General features: G+C 66.8%; 19 protein-coding genes. 10 read left to right on the top strand and 9 right to left on the bottom strand.

The features are described from left to right. Nucleotides 1-80: 80 nt before the first annotated feature. The 5 genes from CH291_RS06025 to CH291_RS06005 all read right to left on the bottom strand — a co-directional run bounded on the left by CH291_RS06025 (nucleotide 81) and on the right by CH291_RS06005 (nucleotide 8,609). Nucleotides 81-1,379 (bottom strand): S1 family peptidase, encoded by a 1,299-nt coding sequence (locus CH291_RS06025; RefSeq protein WP_068055327.1) that lies wholly within the window; start codon nucleotides 1,377-1,379, stop codon nucleotides 81-83. Between the two features lie 75 nt (nucleotides 1,380-1,454). Beyond that, the gene (locus CH291_RS06020) at nucleotides 1,455-3,095 is read right to left on the bottom strand and encodes an Hsp70 family protein (protein ID WP_094686900.1); all 1,641 of its coding nucleotides are present in this window, start codon (nucleotides 3,093-3,095) and stop codon (nucleotides 1,455-1,457) included. Then, on the bottom strand, nucleotides 3,092-4,234 hold the full coding sequence (locus tag CH291_RS06015; RefSeq protein ID WP_094686899.1) for a hypothetical protein: 1,143 nt from the start codon (nucleotides 4,232-4,234) through the stop codon (nucleotides 3,092-3,094). Before CH291_RS06015 ends, CH291_RS06020 begins: the two co-directional genes overlap by 4 nt. A gap of 42 nt (nucleotides 4,235-4,276) precedes the next feature. Next, nucleotides 4,277-6,787, bottom strand: coding sequence for a helix-turn-helix transcriptional regulator (locus tag CH291_RS06010; protein ID WP_094686898.1), 2,511 nt, complete (start codon nucleotides 6,785-6,787; stop codon nucleotides 4,277-4,279). Nucleotides 6,788-6,794: 7 nt separating this feature from the next. Then, complete coding sequence (locus CH291_RS06005) at nucleotides 6,795-8,609, bottom strand: Hsp70 family protein (RefSeq protein WP_256980744.1); 1,815 nt, start codon at nucleotides 8,607-8,609, stop codon at nucleotides 6,795-6,797. A 210-nt stretch (nucleotides 8,610-8,819) separates the two neighbouring features. Here CH291_RS06005 and CH291_RS06000 point away from each other — a divergent pair, with 210 nt between their 5' ends. The 3 genes from CH291_RS06000 to CH291_RS05990 all read left to right on the top strand — a co-directional run bounded on the left by CH291_RS06000 (nucleotide 8,820) and on the right by CH291_RS05990 (nucleotide 14,824). Beyond that, nucleotides 8,820-11,393: an IniB N-terminal domain-containing protein gene (locus CH291_RS06000; protein WP_094686897.1), complete on the top strand. Its 2,574-nt coding sequence runs from the start codon at nucleotides 8,820-8,822 to the stop codon at nucleotides 11,391-11,393. 165 nt (nucleotides 11,394-11,558) lie between these two features. Continuing rightward, nucleotides 11,559-13,367 (top strand): dynamin family protein, encoded by a 1,809-nt coding sequence (locus CH291_RS05995; protein WP_094640824.1) that lies wholly within the window; start codon nucleotides 11,559-11,561, stop codon nucleotides 13,365-13,367. After that, a complete protein-coding gene (locus CH291_RS05990; RefSeq protein WP_094686896.1) occupies nucleotides 13,364-14,824 on the top strand; it encodes a dynamin family protein in 1,461 nt (486 codons plus the stop codon). Before CH291_RS05995 ends, CH291_RS05990 begins: the two co-directional genes overlap by 4 nt. On the opposite strand, the gene CH291_RS05985 is transcribed toward CH291_RS05990, so the two are convergent. Together CH291_RS05985 and treS are read right to left on the bottom strand one after the other, a co-directional pair. Then, on the bottom strand, nucleotides 14,813-15,373 hold the full coding sequence (locus tag CH291_RS05985) for a hypothetical protein (protein WP_143545878.1): 561 nt from the start codon (nucleotides 15,371-15,373) through the stop codon (nucleotides 14,813-14,815). The genes CH291_RS05990 and CH291_RS05985 overlap by 12 nt on opposite strands. Nucleotides 15,374-15,412: 39 nt before the next feature. Next, nucleotides 15,413-17,593, bottom strand: a complete 2,181-nt coding sequence (gene treS, locus CH291_RS05980) for a maltose alpha-D-glucosyltransferase (protein ID WP_094686894.1) — start codon at nucleotides 17,591-17,593, stop codon at nucleotides 15,413-15,415. A 297-nt stretch (nucleotides 17,594-17,890) separates the two neighbouring features. Here treS and CH291_RS05975 point away from each other — a divergent pair, with 297 nt between their 5' ends. From CH291_RS05975 to CH291_RS05950, 6 genes are all read left to right on the top strand, one after another. Beyond that, nucleotides 17,891-18,394, top strand: coding sequence for a Pro-kumamolisin, activation domain family protein (locus CH291_RS05975; protein WP_068055898.1), 504 nt, complete (start codon nucleotides 17,891-17,893; stop codon nucleotides 18,392-18,394). Nucleotides 18,395-18,692: 298 nt separating this feature from the next. Beyond that, nucleotides 18,693-20,537 carry a molecular chaperone DnaK gene (gene dnaK, locus CH291_RS05970; protein ID WP_032376212.1) on the top strand — a complete coding sequence of 615 codons (1,845 nt, stop codon included), beginning with the start codon at nucleotides 18,693-18,695 and terminating at the stop codon, nucleotides 20,535-20,537. Next, nucleotides 20,534-21,166, top strand: coding sequence for a nucleotide exchange factor GrpE (grpE, locus tag CH291_RS05965; protein WP_094686893.1), 633 nt, complete (start codon nucleotides 20,534-20,536; stop codon nucleotides 21,164-21,166). Before dnaK ends, grpE begins: the two co-directional genes overlap by 4 nt. 29 nt (nucleotides 21,167-21,195) lie before the next feature. Next, a complete protein-coding gene (dnaJ, locus tag CH291_RS05960; RefSeq protein WP_068055903.1) occupies nucleotides 21,196-22,368 on the top strand; it encodes a molecular chaperone DnaJ in 1,173 nt (390 codons plus the stop codon). Then, a complete protein-coding gene (locus CH291_RS05955) occupies nucleotides 22,368-22,784 on the top strand; it encodes a heat shock protein transcriptional repressor HspR (protein ID WP_045196872.1) in 417 nt (138 codons plus the stop codon). Before dnaJ ends, CH291_RS05955 begins: the two co-directional genes overlap by 1 nt. A 294-nt stretch (nucleotides 22,785-23,078) precedes the next feature. Next, nucleotides 23,079-23,825, top strand: a complete 747-nt coding sequence (locus tag CH291_RS05950) for an FAD-binding oxidoreductase (RefSeq protein ID WP_094686892.1) — start codon at nucleotides 23,079-23,081, stop codon at nucleotides 23,823-23,825. A gap of 17 nt (nucleotides 23,826-23,842) precedes the next feature. Here CH291_RS05950 and CH291_RS05945 read toward each other — a convergent pair whose 3' ends face one another. Beyond that, a complete protein-coding gene (locus CH291_RS05945; protein WP_068055912.1) occupies nucleotides 23,843-24,247 on the bottom strand; it encodes a MarR family winged helix-turn-helix transcriptional regulator in 405 nt (134 codons plus the stop codon). After that, nucleotides 24,244-25,659: an MFS transporter gene (locus CH291_RS05940; protein ID WP_094687128.1), complete on the bottom strand. Its 1,416-nt coding sequence runs from the start codon at nucleotides 25,657-25,659 to the stop codon at nucleotides 24,244-24,246. The genes CH291_RS05945 and CH291_RS05940 overlap by 4 nt, the downstream gene beginning before the upstream one ends. A 159-nt stretch (nucleotides 25,660-25,818) precedes the next feature. Between CH291_RS05940 and CH291_RS05935 the strand changes: the two genes are divergently transcribed. Further along, entirely contained in the window at nucleotides 25,819-26,049 is a 231-nt protein-coding gene (locus CH291_RS05935; protein ID WP_094686891.1) for a hypothetical protein, read from the top strand. Nucleotide 26,050: the final 1 nt, after the last annotated feature.

The following is a 26,050-nucleotide window of genomic DNA, read 5'->3' as shown; positions in this document are numbered from 1 at the left end:
TCTCCCCCCGGGCATCTGCAGATGTGATGCCGTTCACCCGTCGTACGACTATAGGCGGTGGAGGGCTCCCGCCGTACCCACTATTCGGTGCGGAGTGTGCTTCCGGTCGCGCGCGTGACCTGATCGATGGGAATGCCCAGGCTTGCCGTGCCACCGTATTGCGCCAGCGCGAGGTTGGCCTCGTTGCAATCGGGCGCGCCGCCGCTGTTGGATCCGCTGGTGATTCCCAATGCGAGCGTTCCGGTCACGATGGCACCGCCACTGTCACCTGCGAGAGTGCATGCGGTGCTGGCGAATCCGCGAACGGTGCGGGACGTGCCGTCCTCCATGTAGAGCTGTGTCTCGACCCGATCGGCCGCAACCACTCCACAGGTGAACGACGACGACTGCCCGGACTTGCAGACCGGCGCTCCGATGACCGGCGATGCGGTTCCGGTGACGGTGACGGTGCTGCCGTTCGCTCCACGGACGGTGGGGCGGTCGAGTCCCGACGCGATGCCGGTGTCGTTCAGGGCGATGACCGACCAGTCGAGGCCGTCCTCTGCGCCCAGGCTGGAGCGATCGAACGACCCGATCTGCGTGCTGCGCGAGATGTCGGCCGGATCGGGCAGGTAGACCGGTGCGCCGCCGGATCCGGTGGCCTTGGCGGGGTTGCAGTGGCCTGCGCTGAGATTGACGGCCGAACCGGAGGAGTCGACGGCGTTGAAGCCGAACGAGCAGATGCTGATGTCGGTGGCCGGAGCGTCGGCGATGGGTCCCGAGGTGGTGACGTAGGTGTCGCCGCCCATCGGAGTCGGGTCGACCGGCTTGTTTCCGCCGGGGGAGAGAATGACCTTGATGTTCGCCAGCAGGGTGGGCAGGTTCAGCGCGCTACCGATCGGGCTGTTCACCAGATCGATGACGATCTGGTTGTCGATGAAGTCGATGGCCGTCCCGTTGATCTGCTCGGAGATCTCGCGAGGGAGGCCGGCAATCCAACTGTTGAGGTCTGCCAGCGACTTCTCGAGTCCGTCTGCCGACACCGGCGACTGCGCGGTGGCGTATCCGTCCTTGGCGACGGCCTGCGCCGCAGCAGGTGAGGTGACGGCGACGACGGCATTGCCGTCGGGTCCGATCCAGGCACCGGCGAAATCTGCCGGACGGCTGGCCCGGAAGTCCGATGCGTATTCGGAGAGTTCCTGCGCGCGGGCCGCCCGATCGAGATACTCCTGCGGAGAGATCTTCAGATCTCGCTGCACGGCTTCGACGAGCTCGCGGGGAAGCTGATCGGCGGGTGACTGGACGACGGGTTCTGCTGCTGCTGTCCCGGAGAACGAAGCAAGAAGTACAAAAGCCGTCGAACACAGCACTGCAGCACGCAGCGCCCCGGTGTTACGCATGAAATCCCTTCATCGGGTGCTTGTCATCAGCGCCCCACCCTAGGGCATCGGGCTCGGAATCCGTGATCGCGCAGCTCAGGGTTCTTCGAGCTCTTCGGATGGGGTGGTGGCCGTATCCGAGGTCGTGGTGGTCTCAGCCGGAGTCGTCGTCTCGACCGGGGTGGTCGTCACCGGAGTCGTGGTGACCGAAGGCGTCGTGGTGGGCACCACGGGCGCGGGGGCGGGCACCGGCGCGGGCGCGGGAGCAGGCAGGGGAGCAGGTTCGGGTGCCACGTACGGCTCGTCCGGCTGTTCGACGACCTCGGGTACGAAGACGGGCTCGACGGAGGTGGCGGTGGTGGTCGAGGGTGCGCGCGTCGAGGTGGCGATCGGCGAGCCGGCATCGGTGACGGTCGGGGGTGTCGCGGCGGGAGCGTCACCGAACACTCCGCTCAGTGCTGCGATCGCGAGGACGATGACCACGCCTGCTGCTGCACCGGCAACGATGGTGGCGATCGTCCGCGAACGCTCGCTGCGTTCCTTCTTCGCCGCTACCGGCGCCGCGGCGACGGCCGGAGAGTGATCGGTGGTCGACGCGTTCTCGTCGACCGGAACGATCGGCTCGGATCGAAATTCCGAGGGAGCGAACACCGGAGCGACCGCAGGGATCGCCTCGGAGAACGCGAGGGACGGCGCGGGCGCGACGACCGGGATGGCGTCGGTGTCGAGGGACTCCGTGCCGTCGTTTCGGGTGACGACCGGCGCGGCGCCGGTCACCATGGAGTTGCCGTCGACATCCTCGACCTCGGCCAGCAGCAGGGCACCGCGGGTGGCAGCGAGCGGCTCGACGAGCACCGGGCCCGACGAGCGTTCGGTGATGTCGGTTGCCACCGACGGAAGTGCGGCGCTGCCGCCGGCGAGTATCACCGCGCCCGTCCCCGGCACGTCGAGCCGGCGGAGCAACGGCGCGACGAGGTCTGCGAACTCGGCTCGGGTCACCGTCGTGGACTGCGAGACACCGGGGAGTTCGACCGAGATCGTGGCGACGTCGGCCGTGCTCAAGGTCTGTTTGGCGGCCTCACACGAGGCGACGACGCCGGCAAGGGCTGCCAGGACGGCCGCGTCGGACAGGTCGATGTGCTCGCGATCGGTCACCACGTGATCGAAGAGGGCGTCGGTGAACGCGTCTCCGCCGACGGCGGTGGTGCGGACCGTTCCACCGCCGGGAAAGGTGGAGATGTCGGTGCCGGTGGCCCCCATGTCGACCACGGTGACCGCTGCTCCCGGGCTCGGCTGCGCGAATGCGCTGGCGGCTTTCGCGTCCGGAGCCAGGGCGACATCGGTGAGGCCCGTGTGATCGAGGGCGTCACGAAGCAGTGCGACGGCGGCGCGGGTCCACCGCGTCGGGTACGTCATCGTCGTGACGGGCATGTCGCTGGGCACGCCTGCCTTCGTGGACACCATCGTGACGAGGCAGTTGGCGGCGTTGGCCATCAAGTCCTCGGCGCGGTAGGCGTCGGCGTCGGGCTCGAGATCCTCCTGCTGACCGACCAGATCGACGAACCGAGTGAAGGGTGCCGTCTCGGCGGGTTCACCGAGGTGGGCGCGGCCGTCCTGGTCGAATCTCAGTGTCGTCGGCAGGACGACGATCGTCGGTTCGTCCTCGGCCGATGCGCGATAGGCCGCGACGGACCTGGTGTTGCCCACGGTTATTCCGAGATGGCCGGCATCGCTCATGGGGTCTCCGCCGATCGGTCGTTCGGTGCGATCTGTTCGGTTACGGACTGCCCGTCGTCCGGGTCGGTGTCGGGGGTCTCAGAGGTGTCGGGGGTTGTTTCGACCGGAAGTTCTGGTCCGACCGGATCGACCGGTTCGACGACGATGGGAGGCTTCTCGCGGTCGTCGTCCTCGGGTGCCTCGAACGCCGGGCGCGTCTCGATCTCGATCCCGGGTTCGGTCTCGGTCGGTTCGCTCCGCGGGAGGTCGGAGGTTTCGGTGGGGGTCGTCTCTTCCGTGGTGGTGGTGGTCGCCGTCGACGGAGTGACAGGAACGATCTCGGCGGCCGGTTCGGCGACGACGGTGGGGAAGTCGATCTGGCCACCCGACCCGGTGCCGGTCGACGACGTGCTCGGGACCAGCTGGGCGTTGTCGATGGTGGGGACGTCGGTGTCGGTGGGCGTACCGAGTTGCAGCGCGAAGAGCGTGGCACCGACGGTCAACGCGGCGGCGAACGCTGCCGCAGCGAACAGTGGTCGCCGGTCGGATCTCGCCTGGCTCACCACCGCGAACTGCTCGGTGACGGCGTCGACGGGGAACTGCGCTGCCAGAATCGCAGCACCGCGGGCCGCGGCGATTGCGGTGTCCTTCTTCTGCAGGGTCGGCAGGAGCGATGCGTTCCACGCGGCGAGCGCTTCTTCCTCGGCGACCAGCGCGACGTGTGCGAGCCCGTGCGCATTCATGGCCGAACGCAGCGCGAACACCTGCTCGGCAGTCCACCGGGCGGGATAGGTTGCCGCCGCGGCAAGATCACCCGGCCGCAGACCGATGGACGACGCCACCTCGGTGAGCAGGCACAACAGGGCCATCGACGTCAGTTGCTCGGCAGGAAAGACGGTGCCCTTGCTGCCGGTGACACCCACGCCGTCGGCGAGGGAGTCGAGAAAGTGTGTGTAGGCCTCGGAGTCGTCGTCGGTCGCATCTCCGAGCGAGACGGTGCCGTCGGGATGGGTGTTGAGCACGGTCGGGTGCAGTGACGCCAGGTGCAGCGACGGTCCGGGCGCGATCGGATGGGACACGGCGGCGACGGCGCGCTCGTCGTCCAGGTAGAGGCCGACGTCCGGTGTGCCGACACTCGCACTGCCGGGCTGCTCGGTCATGGGGCTGCTACCTGTTCTCGATCGGGGAGTGGTGCTCGGCCGTTATGTCGCTCCCGGTCCCCGCACAGTTACAGTGTCCACACTTGTGCTGGTCGAGGCCCCGTACCCCATGGCGCGCAGCATCGAGATCAGCTCCGACCGCGACTGCGCCCCGAGCCTGCGCCGAATGCGAGCCACATGGTGCTCGACGGTCTTCGGGGAGATGTAGAGCCGGCTGCCGACCTCGCGATACGTGACGCCGAGTACCAGCAGTTCGGCTACCTCGGCTTCGCGTTCGCTCAACGAGCCCGTCGGCTGCGGGGTCGATCTGGGGCTGTCGCGACCCGTCGAGCTGGGTTGGCGCAACGACCTGGCGATGTGCAGCAGCGAGGTTGCCGTCGCAGTATCGGTGACGGTCAGGGCGGCCTCGCTCGCCAGGCGGGCACCGTCCCACGGCAGTCCGAAGGCGGTGAGCGTGCGTGCTGAACTCTCCACCTCGGCCGCGTCGGGCCTGCCCTGCAACACGCCGAGCCACGCGCGACCGGCAGCGGCGAGTGCTGCGCTGTAGGGATGGGTCGGAGCGGCGGCGGCCAGAGCCTTGGCGTGCGGGACCAACGCGTCGGGAGTCTGTGCCACGATGGCCGCCTGAACCTGGTACCAATGCAGCGCCGACGCCCACACGGGTGGATCGCCGAGCGCTGCGAGCAGGTCGGTGGCCTGCGCCACCAGATGCTCGACGCGGTCCACCTGGCCGAGTCGAGTTGCGGCCAAGAGCAATTCGCCCAGGGGCAGCAGCGCGAACAGGTCGGTCGAGTATTCGGCGATCACGTTCTGGGCCTGGGTCCAAGCCGTGATCAGTGACCCTGCGTCACCGGACCTGCGAGCCAGGCCCACTCGAATCGCGTGCAGGAACAGTTGATTGCGCACGTGTGACACCGGAATCCGTAGTGCCTCGATCGCGACGCCTGCTTCGGCGGTATCCCCTCGCAGCATCGACGCCCAGGCCCCGACGAGGCTCAACCTGGTGTGCGCCTCCGATCCCGCACGGTGCTCGGGAAGTGCTCGCGCCACGATGGAATCGACACGGGGTAGGTCGCCGCAGTGGACCGCGTGCAGCGCCGAGACGGCAGCGGCAGTATCCGGGGTGCACGAGCGATCGGAAGTAGTGCCCGTCAACGTCATTGCCCGCATCAGTGCGTTGGCAGCGGCACTCGACGCGGCTGCGCTCCGCGAATCGATCGACCCGATCACCCCGGTGACGAGCAGACTGCCCGACGCGATACTCGACGTCGGTGCGAGGGCAGTCACGGCAGCCATCGAACGGTCGGCGGCGCTGCGATCACCGGCCGCCGCAGCCGAGAGGGCAGCCCACACGGCGTCGGGTCCGAGCCGATCCTCGCCGAGCCACGCGAACAACTGCGCACTGCGCGAGGCCATTCCACGTTGCGCGGCAACAGACGCCGACACCCGCACCGCCGTACGCAGATCCGTCGCATCGCACCCGGCAGCGCCGTCGAGAACCACATCGGCGAATCTCGCCGCCTCGTCCGGATTCCCGGTGGCAGCCGCGACCTCGGACCGCCTCGCAGCCAACGACGCCGAATCGAATCCCGCGTCGACCGCCGCGTCGTACAAGGCACCCGCGGTTTCGACAGCAGCAGAATCAGCTTGCTGCACAAGGAAATCTGCGAGACCCGGATGGACGACGCCTCGCTCTGCCAACGCACGTGCCGCGGTGGCGTCGAGCAGGCGGGATCGGGTGGCGATGTCGGTGACGGACGAGAGCAGGGCTCGGCAGCGCGTCTCTCCGATCATTTCGATCAGCGGGGCCTCCGCGGACGGAATCAACGTGCCCGTGGTGTCGAGCAGGCCGGAGCTGCAGGCCAGGTCGACGATCGACTCGACATCGGTCGCGCGTGCCACGATCTGCGCAGCCGACGCAGGGTCGGGTGTGATGCCGAATCGGGCTGCGAGCAGCAGTGCCCGCGTGTCGTCGGTGGTCTCGATCAGCATCCGACGGTGTTGTTCGGCAACGGATTCGGCGACCGCCCGCAGTGGAGCCGGATCGGAACGGTCGCCGCCGAGCGCGCCGATAGCCGCGTCGACGGCGGCGAGAATTCCGCCGGTCGCCTTGGCGACGGCACCGGCGAGTGACGCCGAGATCGGTCGAACGGTCGCTGCTGCTCGCGCCGCGATGGCCACCTTGTCCAGCGGAACCAGCGTCAACCGGTTGGAACCGGCGGACGCGACGAGCTTCTCGATGCGGGAATCGAAGCTCCGCGGCGCGGTGGCGACGATCAGGGTGATGTCCGAGCGTGTTGCCGCCGCTGCGATCTCGTCGAGACGCTGCTCCGACAGCAGGTGCGCGTCGTCGACGAGAACCGTCGAGCCGGACGGCGCGTCGGCGATGGTGCCCGTGTACACGTCCACCGTCGACGCCACGGAATCGAGAACCGCGGATCGGCCGGAGCCGTCGACTCCGACGACGATATGAAATCCATTGGCGACGAGCGCATCACGGACGAAGCGATCGGCGCGCTCGATGCCGACGAGCGATGATCGAGTGCTGGTCACCGTCGACCTATCGGCCGGTCAAGCCGCCGAGGGCTCCGCCGAGCCCGTCACCGACGCCGCCGACGACACCGCCGAGCCCGTCACCGACGCCGCCGACCACTCCGCCGAGTCCGTCACCGACACCCTGTCCGACATCGCCGAGGGTGGGACCCTGGTAGCTGGGAACCTGCACGCTCGGTGCTTGCGTAACCTGCACCGCCGGAGGCTGGTAGTTGGGAACGGTCGGAGCGGCGACCGACGGGATGGTCGGCACCGTGGCCGCACCGTTGTCGGCCGGGGCAGGCGATCCCGCGACCGGAGCACCGGTGGCCGGATCGATCTGCGTCACCGTTCCGTCGGCGTTGACCACAGTGGTCGGCGCACCCTCGGAACCGGGTGCGGCAACACCGTTCTCACCGGTCGCCGGCGTCGTCGTCGCGGCATCGGCCACCGCAGCGCTGGTTCCCGGTGTCTCGGTGCTCGAGATCGAGGTTTCCGCGTTCGATTCGGCCGGAGTGGTGTTGTCGGAAGTCAATGCCGTGCCCACCGACAATCCTCCGCCGGCGAGAAGCGCGAGAGCGAGGACGGATCCGGCCACGACACCGGCTTTCTTGCGACCGGACATTCCTGCGTCGGAGTCGACGGCGGTGGGCGTCGGTGCGGGCCGGGGAGTGGGGCGAGGCATCGGGGCGGCCGCCGCAGCGGACGCCACGGCCGTGGTGGGTGCCGCAGCCAGTGCTGCGGCGTTGTCGGAGGCGGTCGCGTCGGCGATGTCGCTGCCGAGTATCGCGGCACCGACTGCGACGGTCAGTTCGGGTCGCGGTCCGGCCACCACGGGTGCTCGCAGCTCGGACGACATGAGCTCGGCGACCAGTGGGATGGCCGAACTGCCACCGACGAGTACCACCTGGTCGATGTCGGAGACGTCGAGGCCCGCGGCCGTGACGGCGTCGCGTACCACCCCGATCGACGCCAGCAGTGATGCTCGCACCAGTTCTTCGACCTCGGAGCGCACCAGGCGTACCTCGGTGTGCAGGCCCGGGAGGTCGACGGTCAGTGACGTGGACGTGTCGTAGGACAGCTGTTCCTTCGCCTCGCCGCAGCGGGCCCGCAGTTCCACGAGTGCGCCGACGGTATCGGGGTCGAAGGGATCGAACTCGAAGGATTGGCTTCCCGAGACGGTGTCGAGGACGTACTGCATGATCGCGTGATCGAACTGCGCTCCGCCGAACTCCTCCGAATGCACTCCGGTGCCGACGGTGCCTGCCTCGGAGCCGGTGCGCATCAGCGTGACGTCGAGTGCGGTCGCGCCCAGGTCGTAGACCACGGCCAGGCCGTCGGCCTGTGGGCCGCGCGTCACTTCGAGCCACCGCATCGTGGCGACGGACTCCGGTACCAGCGTGACGTCGGTGAGTCCCGCGCGCTCGAGCGCTTCACCGAGAACCTCGGCGGTGTACGCCGTCCAGCGAGTGGGGTGGGTGACGACGACGGTAGGAGCGGCATCGGTCCCGGCGGAGACCTCGGCGACGAGTGCGCGAGCAGCGGTGGCGTACAGGTCCTCGGCTCGGTGACTGCGGCCGTCGTCGTCGATCAGTTCCACCGGATCGCCCACCCGGTCGGCAAATCCGCTGATCAGATTGCGCGTCGAACGGTCCCAGAGCTCTGCCAGACGCGGGGTCTCGCCCGGACGGAGGTCGAGTGCCGAACGCTTGACCACCGAGGTGACGGGTTCGGTGTCCAGAGCAGCCACCGCCGTCACCGAACCGATACGTATGCCGAGCCCTGCGTTCATCGTGGTGTCGCCGCCTTCGTCTCGCACTGCCGTCAGTACTACTGCCGTCACACGCACTGTCGGCAGTGGCCGATTATTCGTTACGTCTCACAGCAGGTTAGAGCGCACAACGAGTGAAATCCCCTAAAGCGCCGAGATCCCCTAACCGAAGTCCCCTGGCAACCCCCGGGGGAGTGGGGGGATCCGCCCCGTTGGGCGGGGGCTCTTCGGTGCCTAGCGTTGTGATCAACCACGAAGCACCACTCGTCAAGGAGACCCACGATGGCTACCAACGCCGTACTCGATTTCATTCTCGGCCTGCTGCGCGACGACCAGGCTGCAGCCGCCTACTGCGCCAACCCCGAGATGACGCTGGCCGCCGCGGGACTCGGCGACGTCACCCACGCCGACATCGTCGCCGTGGCACCCCTGGTCGCCGAGTCGGGACTGTTCGCCGGCGCAGGCAGCCAGCTCTCGGCCATCCTGGGCGCAGGCGGATCCGCCGGCCTCGACGGTGCACTCGCCGGCGGCGCGAGCCTCGGCGGCGGATTGTCGGCCGGGCTCGGACTTGCAGCAGGCGCAGTGGCAGGCGGCGGACTCGCAGCAGGTGGCAGCCTGACCGGCGGAATCGATGTCGCGGGTGAGATCGAGGCATCCCTGCAGGCAGCACTGGCCGCAGCATTGGCAGTCGGAGGCCAGATCGGTCTCGAGCTCGGCACTGCATTCGGCGGCGCATTCGACGCCCTGCTCGGCGCGGGTGCCGGGATCGGTGGCGGCCTCGGACTCGGTGGCGGCCTGGATCTGGACCTCGACGGTCTGCTCGGCGGAACCGTCGGGCTCGGCGCTGCACTCACTGGACTGATCGGAGCAGGCGCAGGCATCGGCGGCGAGATCAGTGGAGACATCGCCGCACAGCTGCAGGCAGCACTCGACGCCGCCATCGGCGCGACCGGTGCCGTCGACCTCGGCGCACTGGCCGATATCCAGGGCGGCCTGGCCGGCGCTCTCGGTGCGGCCTTCGGAGTCGGCGGAAGCGTCGGAGCCGATCTCGGTGCCGCTCTCGGCGGAGTCTTCGACGCGGTACTCGGTGCCGGAGCCGGACTGGACATCGCAGGTGACCTCGGTGCCGCTCTGACCGCGGGAATCGGCGGCGCCCTCGGCGGACTCGGAACCATCGGAGCCGATCTGACCACCGACATCGGAGCTGCACTGGACGGCGCACTGGGAGCCGGTGGCTCGTTGGTCGGCGACATCGCCGGTGGAGTCGGTGCGAGCCTCGGCGGGCTCTTCGCGGCAGACGGTGCCATCGCAGGCTCGATCGGTAGCGCGCTCGGAGCCGTCCTCGACGCCGGAGTCCTCGCTGACCTCGACGTCGACGCCCTGCTCGCCGCAGGCGGCAGCGTCGGCGCAGTGGTCGGCGGCGCACTGGGAACCGCACTCGACCTCGACACCAGCGCAGTCGGCAGCCTCACCGCCGCTCTCGACGCAGCACTCGAGGGCACCGTCGGAGCAGCAGCAGGCATCGGCGGCGAACTGGCCGGCGGACTCGAAGGCGGAGTGGCAGGCGGCCTCGAGGGCATCCTCGGCACGGCATTCGGCGTCGGCGGCGCAGCCGGAGCTCAGCTCGGAACCGCACTCGAATCGGTACTCGACACCAGCGCCGCACTCGACCTCGGAGCCGCACTCGGAGCCGGAGCGGATGTCAGCGCAGGACTCGTCGGCGCGATCGACACAGCGGTCGCAGCCGGAGCAGACCTCTCGGGAACCGTCGAAGCAGCACTCGCCGGAGTCGGCGGAGTGGGCGCAGACCTGTCGGGCGGCCTGGCCGGACTCGGCGGAGTGGGCGCGGGCCTCACCGGAGGACTCGCAGGCCTCGGAAACGTCGGTGCTGATCTGACCGGTGGCCTGGCGGCCGTCGGAAACGTCGGTGCTGATCTGACCGGTGGCCTGGCGGCCGTCGGGAACGTCGGTGCAGATGTGACCGGTGGCCTGGCGGCCGTCGGGAACGTCGGTGCAGATGTGACCGGTGGCCTGGCGGCCGTCGGGAACGTCGGTGCAGATGTGGCCGGTGGTCTGGCGGCCGTCGGAAACGTGGGTGCAGATGTGGCCGGCGGGCTCGCCGGTGTGGGTGATGCAGGTGCAGGCCTGACCGGTGGTCTGGCCGGACTCGGCAGCCTCGGCGGCGGAATCGCAGGCGGAGTTGCGGGCGGCGTCGCAGGCGGCGTGGATGCTGCGGCTTCGGCCGGTGCAGGCCTCGAAGGAGCCGTCTCCGGTGGCATCAGCACCGGACTCGACGCAGCAGCATCCGCAGGTGCGGGCCTCGAAGGTGCCGCGGGAGCTGCAGGCTCGGTTGCCGGTGGCCTCGAAGGTGCCGCGGGCGGAGTCGTCGATGCCGGAACCTCGGTGGGTGGCGAGATCGCATCGAACGTCGGAGCGGGACTCGACACCGGTGCCTCGATCGGAGGCGACTTCGCGTCCACTGTGGGTGCGGGTTTGGATGCTGGTGCGGACGCTGCGGCTTCCGCGGGCGGCGGGTTTGATTCCGCTGCCGACATCGGTGGCCAGGCCGCTGGCAGCCTCACCGGTGGCCTGCAGTCGGGCGTCGAGGGACTGGCAGACGCCGGCGGCAGCCTCTCCTCGGCGGCGTCGGGATCGTTCGATTCCTCCAGCTCGTTCGATTCCTCGGCTACCGCGACCGGCACCGGCTGGTCGAGCGTCGACTCGGACGTCTTCGGACAGGGCGAGACCGAGTCGAGCTTGTTCAGCGAGTCCGGCCTGCACGGTTCGGTGGATTCGGCAGCCGACTCTCTGGGACATGTGACCGTCGATCACGACATCGACCCGATGCAGCCCTGATCGTTCGCCTGCGGGTAGACAACGACATGACTCGGCCCCGAGTGTTCGCCAGCACTCGGGGCCGAGTCGTCGCTAGAGTTCGTTCGGGGCGCGCAGGAGTTTTTCGAGCCTGCGGGATGACCTGGTACTGCGGAAGTCGACGAGAACGGTTGTGAACACGAGCGTATGGACGGGCAATCTACGGAGCTGGCCGAGCTACTGAGCCGTACCGCGGCGGTGGCGACATCGGCGGGAAGATCCGACCTGGTGGATCGAGTCCAGGCGGCGCGCTCGAGAGTGTTGGATCCACGTCGACGCATCATCGTGGTCGGACCGCTCAAGCAGGGCAAGAGCCAGTTCGTGAACTCACTGCTCAACCTGACGGTGTGCTCGGTCGGAGACGACGAGACCACCGCCATCCCGACGGTGGTGTCCAACGCCGAGAGCCTTTCCGCGCAGCTCGTACTCGCCGATCCCGGCAACGAACCGATCCGAGTGGACGTTCCTCCCGAGGAGATCACGACGGTCACCCCGGCAAGTCCGCTGGCCCAGGGCCGGGAAGTGTTGCGTCTGGACATCGGGGTGGCGAGCCCACTGCTCGCCGACGGTCTGGTGCTGGTCGACACCCCCGGCGTCGGTGGCCACGGAAATCCGCACGCTGCAGGCACATTGGGGCTCATTCCGTCGTCCGACGCGGTGCTCGTCGTGTCCGACGCCTCCCGGGAATTCACCGAGCCGGAACTGTCGTTTCTGCGTCAGGTGCAGGGCCTGTGCCCGGCCGTGGCGGTGCTGATCACCAAGATCGATCTCTATCCGCACTGGCGGCAGATCGTCGAGGCCAATCGTGGACACCTGGACCGCGCGGGCATCGACGTGCAGATGCTGCCGGTGTCGTCTCTGTTGCGTTCGCACGCACTGCGTTTGAACGACGAGGAGCTCAACGCCGAGTCCGGCTTCCAGCAGCTCTACGCGTTCCTGCGTGACGACGTGGTGGCCCGGGCCGATGTGCTGGCACGCTCGTCGGTCTCGCTCGACGTCCGTTCGGTCACCGAGCATCTGACGCTGTCGTTCGGCAGTGAGCTTGCGGCACTGAAGGATCCGGAGCGCGCTGCCGCGGCCGTCGCGGGGCTGCAGCGCGCCAAGGCCGCCGCCGAGGAGCTGCACAAGCGGTCGTCGCAGTGGCAGCAGACACTCGGGGACGGTATCGCCGATCTCGCCTCCGACATCGATCACGACTTGCGCGACCGGTTGCGACGCGTCACCAGGGAAGCCGAGGAAACCGTCGACGAGGGGGATCCGGGCAAGGACTGGCCGCAGCTCGGCGAGTGGCTCGAGGAACAGATCGCTGCGTCGGTGGGCGACAACTTCGTCTGGGCTCACGAACGGGCACTGTGGCTTTCGGAGCTGGTGGCCGAACACTTCGCGTCCTCCGGGGCGGCAGCCCTACCCGATCTCGACGTCGGCGATCTGGACAACGTCCTCGATCCCGTCTCGTCGTTGGCCGATCTGGAATCCGGTCGTATCGGAATCACGCAGAAGGTTCTGGTGGGAATGCGCGGATCCTACGGCGGTGTGCTGATGTTCGGCCTGATCACAACGTTCGTCGGGTTGAGTCTGCTCAATCCGATCTCCATCGGCGCGGGTGTGCTGCTCGGCACCAAGGCGTACAAGGAGGACAAGGAGAACCGCGTCAAACAACGGCGTTCCGAGGCCAAGATCGCGATCCGACGTTTCACCGACGACGTCAGCTTCCAGGTGGGCAAGGAGTCCAAGGACCGGCTGCGGCAGATTCAGCGAGTCCTGCGTGATCACTTCACGTCCATCGCCGAGCAGACGCTGCGGTCGCTCAACGAGTCGCTGCGCTCGGCGCAAGAAGCCGCCGCCGCCGACAACACCGACCGCGCTGCTCGCATCGCTGCGCTGGAGAACGACATGCGCGTGGTGGCCGAACTGAATGCTCGGGCAGTGGGACTCGTCAAGGACGTCGCGGTATGAGTGTGGCGGCTCTGGCCAGGGCACGCGACCTCATCTCGGCGGCACGATCGACGTACTCCGGTGATGCCGAGGCATCCTGGATGCTCGACGAATGCCTGTACCGCCTGGACGAGCCGCTGCGGGTGGCACTCGCGGGATCGCTCAAGGCCGGCAAGTCCACACTGCTCAATTCTCTTGTCGGACAGGACATTGCTCCCACCGACGCAACGGAATGCACGAAGGTCGTCACGTGGTACCGCAACGGTGTCGCTCCCGCCGTCACGGCCTGGTACGACGGTGACCGGGCTGCGAACGTGCCGGTGCAACGGCGGGACGGACGATTGACCTTCGATCTCGGGTCGTTGACGGCCGTGCAGGTCGACCGACTGGACGTCGAATGGCCCGCAAGTGCTCTGGCGCAGACGACGATCATCGACACCCCCGGTACCTCGTCGCTCTCGCGAGACGTGTCGGCGCGTACGTTGGCGATGCTCACGCCCGAGAACTCGTCCTCGGGTGCCGACGCCGTCGTCTATCTGCTGCGCACGCTCAATGCGACCGACGTGTCGTTTCTGGGGCAGATCGGTGCGCACGTGGGCGGTGATTCGGGACCGCTCGGAGTGATCGGTGTCGTCTCGCGCGCCGACGAGGTGGGGTCGGGGCGGATGGACGCGATGATGTCGGCCAAGGAAGTCGCTGCGCGATTCGCGTCCGAACTCGAGGCCACCGGCCTGTGCCAGGCGGTGGTCCCGGTCGCGGGTCTGCTGGCGCTCGGTGCGGAAACGTTACGGCAGAACGAGTTCTCGGCATTCGAGATGTTGGCCACGGTGCCGACCGAGGATCTGCAGTTGGCGATGCTCTCGGCCGATCGATTCGTCCGTGCAGAAAGCACGCTACCGGTCGACGCGGCGCTGCGGGCCAGCATCGTCGACCGTTTCGGGCTGTTCGGCATTCGGATGGCCGTGACGTTGATTCGGCTCGGGGTACGCGATTCGCCCACGCTGGCCGCCGATCTGGTCGAGCGCAGCGGGCTGACCGAACTTCGGTCGGTGATCGACGTGCAATTCGGTCAACGCGCCGACCAACTGAAGTTGCACTCGGCTCTGGTTGCCCTGCAACGGATTCTGGAGTTCCGTCCGGAATCGCATGCGCTGCGCACCGAAGCCGGGCGAATGCTCGCCGATGTGCACGGCTTCGCCGAACTGCGTCTGCTCGGCCGATTGCGCTCCACCACACCGAAACTGCCCGACGGCGGACTGCTCGAGCTGCAGCGCATCATCGGCGGCTTCGGCATCGCCGCCACCGAACGCCTCGACCTGCCTCCCGATGCCGGTCACGCCCAACAGCGAGACACCGCGCTGGCGGCGGTACACAAGTGGAGAGCACTGTCCTCCCATCCACTGTTGGACCGATTCACCTCGACCTCGTGTGCCACGGCGGCCCGCAGCGCGGAAGGAATACTGGCCTCACTGGCGTGAGGATCCCCGGGGCAGGAGGGCCACGATCGTCGCAGCGACAGCCGTGCCCGCCACGACGAACGGCCCCCACTGCAGAACGCCGCCGAGCAGCGCGGAGGCGTCGGACACGAAGGTCGAGAACGTGACCGCCGCTCCGATGGTCAGGATTCCGACCGCTCCCATCAGGACCTTCGACGACACCGCCGCGTTGCGCAGGAGATTCAGTGCAACGAATCCCAGCAGCACGAGCACCGCTGCTGCGGCACCACTGGACAGCAGCGTGGCCGAGGCGGTCTTGCGGACGTCGGCGGCACTTGCCGTCGAATCCTGCTGTGACACTGCAGTTTCGACGCCGGAGAGCACGGACTCCCAATTCAGCGCGATGACGGCGGCCAACGCGAGGATCAGAGCCGCTGTCAGAGTCCACAGCGCGCTCGCGACCTTGGGTAGGGCCGACCGAGATGGCTCCTGCCGTGGCCGCAGCGGTTCGACGGCAACATCGGGCCGCGGTGGTTGCGGACGGGGAGGCATGGGCCTCCGCGATGTCGGGTCGTTCTGTTCTTCGGCCACGGGCAGAAGTCTATCCGTCGGTGGGTGAGCTCTGCGGTCTCAGCGCAGCACCACCGGCACACCCTCGTACGGGCGCAGCGTCATCGGGAAACTGTTCAGTTCGTCCACCGTGGCGATCTCGTTGTCGTCCGATACGTCGACGGCCGTGGTGCCGGGCACCAGGTGCTTCGACTGGATAGTCGCGCTGATCTCCTCGGACGAGAAGTTGAGCACCGTCGCCTGGATGGTTCCCTGCCCGAGTTCGTGCACCATCACCAGCAAACCCTTGTGCGAGACCGTCGGGATGTCGATCTGCTGGGCGGTGGCGATACCGAACTTCTTGCGCAACTCGATGATTCGCGCCAACTGGCGGGCGAACGACTGTGGATCCGCCAGCTGCTCCGGGAGCGAACCGTACAGGCTGCGCCCGCGGGGGATGCCGGATTCGGAGCGCACGGCCTCGGGGAAGTAGCCCATCAGATCGTGTGCGCCGCGGTTGATCCAGCGGGTGTCGCCTTCGCGGATGAGGTCGTCGACCTCCTCGGCATCGATCGGCAGGATGCCCAGAAGATCCCAGCCGGACAGGGCGAACACGCCCGGCTGCAACGCGTTGTACATCGCGAGCAGCAGATGGGCCCGCTTGACCGTCTCGATGTCTCGCTCGTCCATCCGGTCCAGATCGCGGATGCCGAGCGATGCAGTGATCACACTTGCTGTGGTGCAGGCGATTCCGTTGGTGGTGAACGTCCGGTTGTACGGTGCCCAGCGCCCGGTGAGTCGATCGGTCAGCTCACCGCGGATCCGGTCGCCCAGATCGCTGCCCTTGACCGCCTCGCCGCCGTAGGTGAACTCGTCCTCGGCGTGCAGGGTGGCGAAGTGGATGAGCTCGAACGTCATCTCGTCGTGGTTCTGCAACGCGTGCACCAGAGACGCCGTGTCGACGCCGTGATCGCGCGCCAGAGTCATGGTGAGCCTGAGGAACTCGGTGTTTCCCATGACGAGCGCATGCTGGTAGGCCGGGCGATTGATGAAGTCGTACGACAGGTCGGCACCGTTTTCACCCATGGCCTTGATGTCGTCGATCGTCAGGTTCAACTCCTGGAAGGTGAACCCACCCATCTTGCGCACCACGCTGGCGATCAGGTGGTTCGCCGCCTCGGACAAGGGGTGGCCCTCGGACCAGCCCGGGCCTTCGGCTCGACGCTCCACACCGAGAAAACCGTTGGCGTCCAACCGCAATGCGCCTGCACCCAAATCGGCGATGGAATGGCACGCGTCGCCGATCACCAGTCGCATTCCGGCGAAGGAGGGATCGAGCCAGTTGATCGACGGCTGACCGGCCTTGAAGTAGTGCAGGTACACCCAGCGACGCTCGATGCCGTCGATGCCGACGACGGGAGGTGTTGCGCTCCAGTTGGTTTCCTTCACACCGAGCTCGTAGAAGATTACGCGCTGCAGCTGGCCGATGATGTATCCGGCACGGGCGAGATTGGCCTCGGCCTCGGCGTCGATGTTCTGCGAATCGGCTCCGGCCCGCACTCGTGGCAACAGATGCCAGTCCTGCGGTTCGATCTCGACCATGTGGTAAATGCCGGGGTAGTCGGCCACGGCCATCTCGGCGAGCCGGAAGTCCGCACCTTTACCGGTGTGTCCGGGCACGATGTCGTCGATCACGATGCCGTCGTACGCCGACGCCACCACGCAGAGGCGTCGGAACTCCTCTTCCGATCCGAACGCGGGGTCGATCTGCATGCCGATGCGGTCGAAGTGGCCGTCGACCGAGGGAGTCGGACGCCAGCCGTGAATGCCGCCGGCCACCTTCACCGGGCCGGTATGCACTGCGGTGACACCGATTTCGGAAAAGGCCTGCCACAGCTTCTCGTCACCGAGTGTGCTCAGGAAGCTCGTCTGCGGGGCGTTGATCACCGAGATGGGATACGCGGTGAACCACACCGGTGCGCGCTCGACGGCGGCGCGAGGATCGGGGTCGGCATACGGGTTCTGCCACATGCTGCCTTTGCCCGAGAGTTGCTCGGCAATGAGCTTGGCGTCGCGCAGCATCGACTGTTCGGTGAGCCAGTCCACGTACTCGGGATTCGAGGCCACCGGTTCGCTGTCGGGTGTGGGGCTGCTGCTCCTGTTGGCGCGACGCACCGAAGGTCGAAGTGGTTTCGGCCGAGCCGGATAGAACTTCTCGTCGTAGGTGATCTCGCTCGGTTCGTGCTGCACTTCGGGATCCATGTGCCTCCGTAGCCTCGCTTTTCCTCAACCCTACGTAGGGCGCGGCCGATCCGCAGGGTTGTGGTTCCCCTGATCGGCAACCGGTGAAACCTGGCTCACCGACCGGTGAAACCTACTCCGAACTACATGGATGTGATTCGTCAGGGGCGTTTTCCTTCGATATGCGAACGTCATCGAATCGAGACCGCCTGGTGTGGAATGTCGGAATCCGATAGGACATAGTGAGTTGAGTACCAACTGACCCATCTGTCACATCAGACTCATGAGTCACATCCCCTTCAGCTACAGGAGTTGTTCATGCGACGTCTTGCCCGCACATCGATCCTGGCCTCGACGGCCGCTCTGGCCGCCGCCATCGGTGCGGTTGCCCTCGCACCGGCCGCATCGGCCGAACCTGCCCCCGAACCTGTCGGCCCGCTCGGCTCGGTGGTTCTCGAAAGCCCCGACCTGGTGGTGACCATGGCCGCCGTCTGCGACATCACGGTCGAAGACGCACCCGAGGGCGGCGTCGTCGCACTTCAGGTCAAGGTGGACAACGTCGGTGCGGACGACGCGTCGAACGTCAACGTCAACTACGGCGCACTGCCGGGCGTGCAGGGCCAGAACACCGAGACGACCATCGAGGCAGGCGAAGCCGCCACGTACACCGTGCCGTCGGTCGATCGTGAGTGGATGGCCCGCCCGGCCGGTGCCGCGGCCTTCGCCAGCGCACTCGATGCGAACTTCCTCGACAACATCACCGGTGGACTGCTCACCCACAGCTGCATCCCCGCACCGCCCGCCGAAGATGCAGGCGAGTAGCCCGCACTGACTTTCTCCCCGCTGCGCCGCGACGATCTTCGTGATCGTCGCGGCGTACTGCTGTGGAGGGGCTTCGCCCCACGTGCACGAAACCTCGTAGCAGGGGTCGAGTTTTCGCGCACATGCGGCGCAGCCGCTCCCCGGGGAACAAATTCGCCACAACCTCCGTTGTGCAGGTCAGCAGCCTTGAGTGGATGAGGCTCAAGTTGGAAGTTGACGGAGAAGATCCCGTTGTGCAAACTTGAGCGGAGTTCGCTCACCCAGGGACTGAACCCCAGCACTAACAGGAGGAAACATTATGGCTCGTGCGGTCGGTATCGACCTCGGGACCACCAACTCGGTCGTGTCCGTCCTCGAGGGCGGCGAACCGGTTGTCGTCGCCAACTCCGAGGGATCACGCACCACCCCGTCGATCGTCGCTTTCGCCAAGAACGGTGAAGTGCTGGTCGGCCAGCCCGCGAAGAACCAGGCGGTCACCAACGTCGACCGCACGATTCGCTCCGTGAAGCGCCACGTCGGCACGGACTGGACCGTGGAGATCGACGGCAAGAAGTACACCCCGCAGGAGATCTCCGCGCGCACGCTGCAGAAGCTCAAGCGCGACGCCGAGGCCTACCTGGGCGAGGAAATCACCGACGCGGTCATCACCGTTCCCGCGTACTTCGAGGACGCACAGCGCCAGGCCACGAAGGAAGCCGGCCAGATCGCCGGCCTCAACGTCCTGCGCATCGTCAACGAGCCCACCGCGGCAGCTCTCGCATACGGCCTGGACAAGGGCGACAGCGAGCAGACCATTCTCGTGTTCGACCTCGGTGGCGGCACGTTCGACGTCTCGCTGCTGGAAATCGGCGACGGCGTCGTCGAGGTCCGCGCGACGTCCGGCGACAACCACCTCGGTGGCGACGACTGGGACGAGCGCATCGTGACCTGGCTCGTCGACAAGTTCAAGGCTCAGAACGGCATCGATCTGACCAAGGACAAGATGGCGCTGCAGCGTCTGCGTGAGGCTGCCGAGAAGGCGAAGATCGAACTGTCCTCCGGGCAGAGCACCTCGATCAACCTCCCGTACATCACGGTCGACGGCGACAAGAACCCGCTGTTCCTCGACGAGCAGCTCAGCCGCTCGGAGTTCCAGAAGATCACCTCCGACCTGCTCGACCGCACTCGTGCGCCGTTCCAGGCAGTGGTCAAGGACTCCGGCATCGCCGTCAAGGACATCGACCACGTCGTGCTCGTCGGTGGTTCGACGCGTATGCCCGCCGTCTCCGAGCTGGTCAAGGAGCTCTCCGGTGGACGCGAGCCCAACAAGGGCGTCAACCCGGACGAGGTCGTGGCCGTCGGTGCTGCACTGCAGGCCGGTGTCCTCAAGGGTGAGGTCAAGGACGTTCTGCTCCTCGACGTCACGCCGCTGTCCCTCGGTATCGAAACCAAGGGTGGCGTCATGACCAAGCTCATCGAGCGCAACACCACCATCCCGACGAAGCGTTCCGAGACCTTCACCACCGCTGACGACAATCAGCCCTCGGTGCAGATCCAGGTCTTCCAGGGTGAGCGCGAGATCGCCTCGCACAACAAGCTCCTCGGCTCCTTCGAGCTGACCGAGCTGCCCCCGGCTCCTCGCGGCGTCCCACAGATCGAGGTCACCTTCGACATCGACGCCAACGGCATCGTGCACGTCACGGCCAAGGACAAGGGCACCGGCAAGGAGAACACGATCAAGATCCAGGACGGCTCCGGTCTGTCCAAGGAAGAGATCGACCGCATGGTCGCCGACGCGGAAGCTCACGCAGACGAGGACAAGGCTCGTCGCGAAGAGGCCGAGGTCCGCAACCAGGCCGAGTCCCTCGTCCACCAGACGGAGAAGTTCGTCAAGGACAACGAGGACAAGGTCGACGCCGAGCTCAAGGGACGCGTCGAAACCGCCATCGCCGACGCCAAGACGGCTCTCGCGGGCAGCGACATCTCGGCAGTCAAGACCGCCGTGGAGAAGCTCTCGACCGAGTCGCAGGCTCTCGGCACCGCCATCTACGAGGCTCAGGCCAAGGAGCAGGGCGGCGCAGAGGGTGGCGCGCAGGCCGCTGACGACGGTGTCGTCGACGCAGAGGTTGTCGACGAGCCCGCCGACGACACGGACAAGAAGTGACGTCGGAGAACACCGAGCAGGAACCGGTCACTTTCGTGGACAAGCGAAAGATCGATCCCGAGACCGGTGAAGTACGGGAAGGTGACGCAGTTCCGGAGCCCCTGGTGGGCACCGGGGCTGCGCCCCAGCCCGACTCGGTGGACGAAGGGGCCGTCGACGGCGACGTAGTGGAAGACCCGCGTGACACGCAGGTTGCAGAGCTCACCGCAGATCTGCAGCGCGTCTCGGCGGAGTACGCCAACTACCGGCGTCGCACCGATCGTGAGAAGCAGACCGGAGCGGAGAACGCGAAGGCGTCCGTCGTCTCGCAGCTTCTTCCGGTTCTGGACGACCTCGAGCGAGCCCGCCAGCACGGCGACCTCGAAACCGGACCGCTCAAGGCAGTGGCAGACAAGTTGGCAGGGGTGTTCTCGAACATCGGCCTGACCACTTTCGGAGCCGAGGGCGACGCCTTCGACCCGGCCATCCACGAGGCCGTCTCCCATGAGGGCGACGGCAGCAGTCCGGTCGTCGGAACGCTGATGCGTCCGGGCTACAAGCTCGGTGAGCGCGTCCTGCGGACCGCGATGGTCGGCGTCGTGGACAGTGCAACACAAGAATCGGATGCACCCGCGTCCGACGAGCAGTAGAGAAATAGCGCGAGAGGAGGAAACGCCCGGTGAGCCAGCGGGAGTGGATCGAGAAGGACTTCTACAAGGAGCTGGGCGTTTCCTCCAGCGCGACTGCAGAAGAGATCAAGAAGGCGTACCGAAAGTTGGCCCGGGACAACCATCCCGACGCCAACCCCGGTAACGCCTCGGCCGAGAACAAGTTCAAGGCGGTCAGTGAGGCGCACGCCGTCCTCGCCGACCCGGCCAAGCGCAAGGAATACGACGAAGCACGAAAGCTGTTCGCCTCCGGTGGTTTCGGTAACCGTGGCGGAGGTGGATTCTCGCCCGGCGCAGGCGGATTCGGCGGCGGTGGACAGACCTTCGACGTCGGCGACATCTTCGGCCAGGGCGGCGGCGACGGCGGAATCGGTGACCTGTTCGGTGGCCTGTTCAACCGCGGCGCGCAGCAGCGTCCGCAGAACAATCGACCCCGACGCGGTAGTGACGTCGAAACCGAGACCTCGCTGCAGTTCCGTGAAGCGGCACAGGGCGTTACGGTCCCCCTGCGATTGACCAGCCCGTCCTCGTGCACCACCTGCCACGGCAGCGGTGCGAAGCCCGGAACCAGCCCGCGGGTGTGCCCCAAATGCAACGGCCAGGGTGTCGTCAACAGAAACCAAGGCGCGTTCGGCTTCAGTGAGCCGTGCGACGACTGCCGCGGTACCGGATCCATCATCGACGACCCGTGCGTCGACTGCCGCGGCACCGGAGTGCAGAACCGCACCCGCACCATCACCGTGCGCGTCCCGGCCGGCATCAGCGACGGCCAGAAGGTCCGGCTCGCCGGTCAGGGCGAAGCCGGCTTGCGCGGAGCACCGTCCGGCGACCTGTTCGTCACCGTTCGGGTCAAGCCCGACAAGGTGTTCGGCCGAACAGGCGACGACCTGACGGTGACCGTTCCGGTGAGCTACGGAGAACTGGTGCTCGGCACCACGCTGTCGGTGCCCACCCTCGAAGGGCGAGTCGGAGTGAAGGTGCCACCGGGCACCGTCGACGGCCGAGTGCTACGTGTGCGTGGCCGCGGTATCCCGAAGAAGTCCGGCACCGGCGACCTGATGGTGACCGTCAAAGTTGCCGTCCCGCAGAAACTCGACGATGCTGCTACCGACGCTCTGAAGAACTATCTGGAAGCCGAGAAGGCCAGCGGATTCGACCCGCGGGCCGGGTGGGCAGGTGTGTGATGTCGGTCCCTCCCGAGGGCGGATCCGCGAAAGCTGGTGGCGGGCAAGCTGATCCCGACGCCCAGGTCTTCGTGATCTCCGTCGCGGCACAGTTGGCAGGTATGCACGCGCAGACGCTGCGTACCTACGACCGGCTCGGGCTCGTCACCCCGCATCGCACCACCGGCGGCGGTCGACGCTACTCACCGCGTGACGTCGCTCTGCTTCGTGAAGTGCAGCGACTCTCACAGGACGAGGGCGTCAACCTCGCCGGCATCAAGCGAATCATCGAACTGACCAATCAGGTCGAGGCACTGCAGGCCCGGGTCTCCGAACTGGCTCAGGATCTGGCCAACGTGCACGCCAGCTATCGCCGCGACCTGGTGCCGATTCAACGCAACGCCCTGGTGGTCTGGAAACCGCGCCACCAGCGCTGAATTCGAGGGTTTGCCCTTCACCGTTCACCCCCAACTGTTCGCCCTTCACGTCCTCGGAAACGCGCGCGCGTTCGTCAGGTGCGCGCGGATTCGCCGGCGATCGGTCGCTATTCCGCGCGCGTTCGGCAAACGCGCGCGCTTTTGCGGCGTCGACCGGGGGCGCCCGGCGTCGACCGGCCTCCCAACGGCGTCGGCGGCGAACCTCCCGCACCTCGACCGGCCTCGACCGGGGCGACGGCATCGACCCCGCGCGTGTGTGCGAGGCATTTCGCGTCGGCCCCTATCCTGGTTCACATGCAGGCGTGGAGTTCGACGGTTGTTCAGTATCATCGCCTTCGGAACGATCTTGCGGTGATCAGACTCGAAGGCGATGCTGTGCCGTTTCAGGCAGGCCAGTCGGTGTCGGTCACGGTTCCCCAGAACGCTGCTCTGACGCGGCGATACTCACCGGCGCTGCCGCCTTCGCGAGACGGGAAGCTGGAATTCCATGTTCGAGCCGTTCCGGCCGGTTGGGTGAGCGGTTCGATCGTCAACGAGACGCGGCCCGGTCATGTGTGGCAGATCAGCGATCCGCAGGGCAGTCTGCATGTCGACGATTCGGGGCGCGACGTCGTGATGATCGCGGGCGGCACCGGCCTCGCTCCGTTGCGCGCGATTCTGCTCGACCTCACTCGCCGCCAACAGCCGCCGAACGTGACGCTGTTCGTCGGCGGCAAGTCGCCACGTGATCTGTATGCCGGCGACATGCTGTGGTTGATGGCGGCGGAGTTGCGGTGGTTGACGGTGGTACCTGTCGTCGACCAACTGCACGAGCCGTGGGCGTCGGATCGATGGAACGACCGCATTCATGCCGAGATCGGTTCCAGCGCAAAGTTTTTCGAGCCCGAGCATTGTTGGGAGGGCAGTGTGGCCGACGTCGTCGCCACGCAGGGGCCGTTCCCGGATCGCCAGATTCTGGTCTGTGGCTCGCCGGGAATGGAAGCGGCGACCGTGCGCGCGCTCGTCGAGATCGGCACACCACTCGACGCCATCCGCCGCTGAAGCGGGAAGCCCAGCAATCAGGGCAGCTGCAGAATCCGTCGTAGATGCGCCAGGTCTTCGGCGGATACCGTCGTGAATTCCGGCGGCGGGGCGTCGGCGATCGCTCGGGCCTTCGCGGCGAGCCGGCGTCCGGCATCGGTGAGTCCGATGATGCGGCGTCGGCGGTCGTCGGGATCCTCGGTGCGCATCACCAAGTCGCGTTTCTCCAGCTCGCGAACGTTGAGGGATATGTACGGCGCATCGGACGCAAGAATCTCGGCCAACTCGGTCACCGTCCGATCGCCCGTGAGCAACTTGGTGAGCAGCTTGGCTCGCAGGAAGCTCATCCCGGTGGCGTCGGCGACGGCTCGGCGGGTGTCGTGCTTCTCGAGCATCAGCGCGCGCATCTCGCGCCAGACGAGGGCTGCCTCCGAGTCGGTCATACGAGCACCGGTTGGTCGATTCGATCGGCGGTCGAGCGGGCCCACCTGCCGGTGGTGACCACGGCGAGCACGGTGACGACCACGCCCGCACCCGCGATGACGAACCACGCCGGAACTGCTGCGGCGGTGAAGCCGTCGGAGATCTCGCCGACGATGCTCGCCGTGACGATGGATCCGACGACGGCCACGCCGAGTGATTGACCCACCTGCCTGCTCGTCGACGCGATGGCGGATGCCACTCCGGCCTGACTGCGCGGCATTCCGGACACCGCGGTGTTGGTGATCGGGGCGTTGACCATGCCGAAGGATATTCCGAAAATCACGTACGCCACCGCAAGCCACGCGAACGACGTCGTCGGAGTCAGTCGGGTGAGCATCAGCGCCGAGGCCACGAAGCCGATTCCGGCGATGAGCAGCGGGATACGCGCTCCGAGGGTGCCGACGATGCGACCGGAGATCGGCGCGAAGATCAGCGTCATCAACGCCATCGGCAGCGTGTACAGACCGGCGTGCAGTGGTGAGTATCCGCGCACGTCCTGCAGGTAGAGGGTGTTGAGGAACAGGAATCCGCCGAGAGAAGCGAACGCGCACACCGCGATCACCGTCGCTCCGCTGAACGGCGCGCTCCGGAAGAACTTCAGTTGGATGAGCGGTTCCTCGATTCGCGACTCGACCACCAGCAGCCCGACGAGAGAGCCGACGGCGACGGCGCCGGTGAACACGATCAGCGGCGATCCCCACCCCTTCGCGGGACCTTCGATGATGGTGAACACCAGGGACACGAGGAACGCGAAGATGAGGAACTGGCCGGCCGGATCGAACTTGCGTGAGTGGTCGGCCTTCGATTCCGGCACGAATTTCAGTGTCATCGCCAGAGCGAAGATCCCGACGGGAACGTTGATCCAGAAGATGGACTGCCAGCCGGCACCGGTGACGAGGATGCCGCCCAGCGCCGGGCCCGCCGACATCGAGATTCCGACGACGGCACCCCACATTCCGATGGCCCCGGCACGTTCTTTCGGATCGGTGAAGGTGTTGGTGATGATCGACATCGCGACAGGATTCATCATCGAGCCGCCGACGGCCTGCAGCATGCGGAAGGCGATGAGCCAGCCCAGTGACGGTGCGATGCTGCACAGCAGGGAGCCGAGGACGAACGTTCCGGTGCCGATCAGAAAGAAGCGCTTGCGGCCGTATTTGTCGGCCATCGAGCCGCCGAGCATCAGCAGTGATGCCACGACCAGCGTGTACGCGTCGATGATCCACTGCAGACCCGATACCGACGCGTTCAGATCTGCGCGCATCGACGGCAGCGCGACGTTGACGATCGTGTTGTCGGTGCTGACGAGAAACAGACTCAGGCAGCAGATGCCGAGCACGAGATATCGGTGTCGTCGAGTCAACTCGGCCACGTTCACCTCCGCGATAATGCTTGTATTTCTATAACTATTACATGAGTACTCCTAAATTGTTCGACGAGCAAGTGAGATGCGGGCAGGGCGCGCCCGATAGGGTGTGTGTCACAGACTTGCTCGACTCCGAATTGCTTGCTCGGTGAATGGAGAACAACAGTGGCTTCCGAGATCGCACCAGGCGACCTGGTTCAGGCGTCCGGGCATGCAGGCCCGTGGAAGGTGCTCGAGATCCGTCAGGGTCTGGCGTTGCTCGAGCATCACGACGGTCATCGGTTGTCGGTACGTACCACCACGGTCGAGGTGGTGCGGAAGGCGTCGAACAGTGAGAGTTCGGCCCGGCAGGCCGAGGCAGAGGCCGACAGTCCCTCACTGTTCGACGAGAGCTGAC

It is taken from the genome of Rhodococcus sp. 14-1411-2a (assembly GCF_002259485.1).
Classification (GTDB): domain Bacteria; phylum Actinomycetota; class Actinomycetes; order Mycobacteriales; family Mycobacteriaceae; genus Rhodococcoides.
This window is presented reverse-complemented; position numbering and strand designations above follow the sequence as displayed.